A 4,842-nucleotide genomic window follows, 5' to 3' on the forward strand; every position below is an offset into this window, starting at 1 on the left:
CCAGCCGCGTCAACGGGGGGCATCCCATGATTGTGGTGGAGGACGGGGATTATCGGAACAACGGGGAGCTCTTGTTGAAGCATCGGTTTGAAGGATTGGAACTGGATGTCAAATACATCGAAAAAACGCTGCCCCATGTGTATCCGTTATGGGGGCGTCCGGTCCACATCGAGACGGTGATCAAACACCGGGACGTCCTGTTTACGTATAACGGGAAGAAGTGTACCCGGCGGTTTTTGTAGATCAGTGAGAATGGATAGCTTAAAACGGTCAAGGCTTCTATGGATAGATGAGCAACCGAACGGGGCGATGCCTGGGTTCGGTTGTTTTTGTTTGGAGTTCGTCATCTGTCTATGATGGAAGAGGAGATCCGTAACTGGTTTTGGCTTTTTTCTTATCACTTTTTTAGACCGTAGTTCTAGTTTAATAACCCCCTCAAGGGAAATCCATCTTTTAATCATCGTAAAGCTCTAGAACCACCGGATTATTATCCTTACAACGATTGATAATTGTATGCATAAGCCCCCTTTTTGAATCATCTATTCAGTTACGCAAGTTCATTTATTTCATTATACCTACTACATTGACTTTGTAGCAAACAACGGTTAGACACGATCATAAAAGGAAGGAATTTTTTATGGAAAATGTCTATAAGTAACTGATTTAATTTCTTGGCTATAAATGGTTAGGATGTATAATAAATATTTATTTTATATACAAAGTGATATTGAATAAGTGTAATTTATTTTATATATTTGCAGTTTTCAAAAATACAACAGAAGAATGATTAGGTCCAGGCTTTCTTGGAGGGAAGTTTTGTACCTTCCAATAAAAAAGATGGGGTAAATAAGGGGAAGCTGGAAAAGAGTCGGAATCCTAAATGGGCGACTATTCAAGTGAGACCGGCTTACAATATGTACAAGGCTTTCTTCCTTTTAGCACTCACCCTCCAGTCATCAATCGAAATTTAAACTTACATCATGTATTTAGTAAAGTTGACTAGAACCTATTTCAAAATTCGATTAATAGACCAGAGGATGAGTGCAACAAAACAGAAAGCCTTGTACATATGTACATAAGAGTCATATCGAACCAGTAAACGGCGGCAGTTATCCATCCATGCAAAACAACGTTCGATTTTCCAGCGTTCACCATAGGACGCCCCGACTTGGGCCGGACGACCCTTTTTCACCTTTCGCCTCTTTCTCAGTGGAATGGAGGGTTTGATTCCCCGCTTCCGTAAATATTGGCGGAAGGGATGGCTGTCATAGGCTTTATCTGCAACCAACTCCTGGGGGCGATTCCGGGGTCGACCGCGCTTTTGCGGAACACGGATCGATTCGAGTGTTTCTCTTGCCAGCGTGATTTCATGCGGTTGTGCACAGGTGATATGGATGCCAATGGGAAAGCCATTTCCTTCGGATACCAGCATCACCTTGGATCCCTTGCCAACCTTGGTTTTTCCTATTTTCTTTCCCCTTTTTTCGCAGGGACAAAGCTTCCATCTAAAAAGGCTTTGGTCCAATCCAGTTTTTGTTGCTCATCCATTTGTTGCAGGAGCGCTTGCCAAATCTGCTCCCAGGTTCCATCTTCCGACCACTGGTTTAAACGGCGCCAACAGGTAACAGGGGAGCCGTAATGTGAGGGCATATCTGACCACGTGCAACCGGTTTTTAGCACGTACAAGATCCCGTTGATGGTTTTCCGGTCATCTGCCCGTGGTCGTCCGCGACCTTGTTTCCGAGGCGGCAGAAGAGGCTTAATCCGATCCCACTGTTCTGGTGTTAAATCATGTCGTGTACTCATCATATTCACATCATAACATCTATCGAAATGTTTTTGAAATAGGTTCTAGCGCAAAAACAGTGGTAATGACCAGTAGAAAAGATGACAACGACGTAAGCCAAAACTGTAAAACTTATGACGTATCAATGACTTATCAATTGTCACCTCCCTTTTTTCTTCCTCTGGTCGATTAATCGAATTTTGAAATAGGTTCTACTACCTATATCCTATTTGTCTACTTTGCTCAGTTCGATAAAATCAGGTTACCAATTCTTGAGAAAAAGGAGGATGAGTGTGCGTTTTAATCGTTTGGTAGCCATTACAGTAGTCATGATCCTCTTCTTAATTGGATGCTCTTTTTCCAATGCTGCGGATTGCTATGAGCCACCAATAGCGGAGGATCCGCCACTGCCAGCAGGTCCACCGATTCCGAAAGGCCCGGCAATACCAAAGAGCCCGCCGATATCAGAAGACCCTCCAGTGTCGGATGGTCCAGCCATACCAGCTCCGTATAAAGGACCTAAACCATATCAGGCTCCAGAACCATATAAACCGCCGGAGCCATACCAACCTCCAGAAAAGTATCAAGCTCCAGAGAAATATCAACCACCTTCTTCAATGGTAAATGACAAAATGTTTGCCTCCATCTCTCCTATAAGTGCTCAAGGTACTTCATCTGTAGAATCTGAATCTACAGAAGTTGAATGCACCAGCATTTCTGGATTCAGCATCTTTAGTCTGTTAGCGGCAGCTATACTCGCCATTATAGCCACGGTGTTCATCTTTACCGTGCCTGTCATTGGCTGGTCTATGCTGGTTGGGATGGCTTTTGGTGGTCTAGCCGGTTGGTTGAGCGGTGGGTCGGCCACAGAGATCGCGATGGATGCGGTTTATGGTGGGATAGCAGGAGCGGTTGGACTGGGTGCCTTTGCTGGAGCTGCCCGTCTTCTTGGAAGAATGGCAATGACTTCTACCTGGATGGGGCGTTGGTTTCCATGGTTGGGTTCAGGTGGAGCAGCCGGTGTAGGAGAAACAGCCACTTTTGATTTTTTACGAGATGGTAAAGTCAATTGGACAAACGTTCTGATCGCGGGAGCATTAGGCGGACTGCTCGGCTTTGGTGGCGGAATGATCACGGACCATGGCCACAAGTTAAAAGCGTTAATCCCTCAGCTTGAGAATCGAGTAGTTGTTGCTGCAGATGGTCCCGTTGGGCGGTTTATTTATAATCACTTTGACGATGCCGCTGATGGGTATCATAAAGATGCAGGTAGTGGTTTAGGAAATAAGGTATCCCCTTCAAGCAAGAACTTTAAAGTAGATTTGAAGGAAAACCCAAAATACAGGCCTGCTACGAATAAGGTTGACTTTGATTATGTTGCCAAAATAAGAAAAGATTTAGGGCTTCCCCCTATAAATAAGGACACTGGTAGTAAGACACATACAGTGGCTGTTTTAGAATCAGATGGTCAGCAAATTTGGGGAAGAAGCGGTTGGGGAAACGATGTTGGTGGGTATACAGAGATGAGAGAAAGCTGGTTAAAAGGTGGTGGCAAGAGAAAGCAAAGCGCTACAAATGGGCAAACAGCTTATCATGCTGAAGGAGATGCATTTTGGCACCTTTACAAGAATAGAAAGGAAAATAATATATTAGGTGGGGAAGCCACTTTGGTAGTTGATCGCCCTCTTTGTAAAGCTTGTGGACAAAATAATGGCATTCAAAGTTTAATGGAAGAAGTAGGTTTAGATAAACTGGTTATTAAGACACCTGAAGGTACACAAGTACTAACACCTAGACCAGGAAGAAGAAGAACTTCATGGGAGGAGCTTGACAGATGAAGCGATCTTTGCAAATTGAGGGTAGTTCTAAAGTGATAGATAATCCCACTTGGGAAGAGGTTCTAGAAACTTTGAAAAAGATTGATGGTGAGAATGTAACTGAGGCAAGCTTGGAAATATCATCTGGATCATTAATGATTGGTGGGGGAAATATAATTAATGGAAGAAGAGTATATGTAGTTGAATACTTTCCTAATCACGATTCTTTAGACACCCTAATGCTTAGAAATGTATCGGTTGAACCAAACAATGAGTATGAGGCTATATCTATACAGCAAGTCAGTGTGGATCAACCTAAAGAGTTCCTAGTTGAGTTTAAGGATGTTATACCTGCTTTTTTATACTTCTTTGAACATGGATCTCTAGCTAATGAATTGACATGGGAGCACCCTTAACAGCTACAATAAGGATTCTATTCACTTTGGAATGGGTCAAACGGAGTCAACCTCTTTCTGACGAAGAAATTGTAGAACTTGAAAATCAATTAGGAGTCAATCTTCCAGATGACTTTGTCAAGTGGTTTAAACAGTATGAAGATCCAGAAGCAGATAATGTTTGGGTTAACTTTGATAGTGGGCCTGAGGATATAGCTGAATTTTATCCTCCTGATCATTTCGTAGATCAAATGAATTTGTTTTTTGAGGGGGAAGAGGAGTACCAAGAGTACGGTACGGTTGTTCCCTTCGCTTACAGTTCGGCGCTGAATAAGTACTGCTTTTTCTACCCTAAAGGAAAAGAAGTGCCTTCAGGTGTCTTTTTTGCACCGAGTGATGATGACCTTTCAGAGGTATTTGAAGGTAACGATGTAAAACAGTCGTTGTATATTAGTCGAACATTCCAAGGTTTTTTGGACAAATTATACAACGAAGAAGACTATTAAATTAAGTCAGATTTACTTCTTGGCACCCCAAAGAGGTGCTTTTTCTTTTGAAATGAAGACATTATGTGGGATCGTTTTGAATGCTGTTCTTGTCACTACATTAGCTGTGTCGCTTACTCTGATCCGAAGGGATTCCACCGAAACTACTGATAGGAGTGCTATTTAGGACGGTGGAAAGCATTTGGGAGAGGTGAAAAAATGTGGCTCATTGGGAACAAGAGTATGATGAAGTCAGTGAGGAAGTAGAACCTATTTCAAAAATATTTCGATAGATGTTAAGATGTGAATATGATGAGTACACGACATGACTTAACGCCAGAACAGTGGGACCGGATCAA

Annotated in this window: 5 protein-coding genes and 1 pseudogene; 4 read left to right on the top strand and 2 right to left on the bottom strand. The window is 42.7% G+C overall.

Annotation, left to right across the window (positions count from 1 at the left end):
• Positions 1-242 (top strand): annotated as a pseudogene (locus JOE21_RS17655) (stage V sporulation protein R); the annotation flags it as partial.
• A gap of 764 nt (positions 243-1,006) precedes the next feature.
• Here the strand turns inward: JOE21_RS17655 and JOE21_RS17660 are convergent.
• Together JOE21_RS17660 and JOE21_RS17665 are read right to left on the bottom strand one after the other, a co-directional pair.
• Entirely contained in the window at positions 1,007-1,432 is a 426-nt protein-coding gene (locus tag JOE21_RS17660) for an IS5 family transposase (RefSeq protein WP_309868797.1), read from the bottom strand.
• A gap of 32 nt (positions 1,433-1,464) precedes the next feature.
• Positions 1,465-1,806, bottom strand: a complete 342-nt coding sequence (locus JOE21_RS17665; RefSeq protein ID WP_309868800.1) for an IS5 family transposase — start codon at positions 1,804-1,806, stop codon at positions 1,465-1,467.
• A 267-nt stretch (positions 1,807-2,073) separates the two neighbouring features.
• On the opposite strand from JOE21_RS17665, the gene JOE21_RS17670 reads away from it, so the two are divergent.
• Genes JOE21_RS17670 through JOE21_RS17680 form a run of 3 tightly spaced genes read left to right on the top strand, consistent with a single transcriptional unit; the run spans position 2,074 to position 4,504 of the window.
• A complete protein-coding gene (locus tag JOE21_RS17670; RefSeq protein WP_309868802.1) occupies positions 2,074-3,624 on the top strand; it encodes a deaminase in 1,551 nt (516 codons plus the stop codon).
• Positions 3,621-4,019 carry an Imm1 family immunity protein gene (locus tag JOE21_RS17675; RefSeq protein ID WP_309868805.1) on the top strand — a complete coding sequence of 133 codons (399 nt, stop codon included), beginning with the start codon at positions 3,621-3,623 and terminating at the stop codon, positions 4,017-4,019. Before JOE21_RS17670 ends, JOE21_RS17675 begins: the two co-directional genes overlap by 4 nt.
• Positions 4,020-4,045: 26 nt before the next feature.
• On the top strand, positions 4,046-4,504 hold the full coding sequence (locus JOE21_RS17680) for an SMI1/KNR4 family protein (protein WP_309868807.1): 459 nt from the start codon (positions 4,046-4,048) through the stop codon (positions 4,502-4,504).
• Positions 4,505-4,842 lie beyond the last annotated feature (338 nt).

The sequence above is a fragment of the Desmospora profundinema genome (assembly GCF_031454155.1).
Taxonomy (GTDB): Bacteria; Bacillota; Bacilli; order Thermoactinomycetales; family DSM-45169; genus Desmospora; species Desmospora profundinema.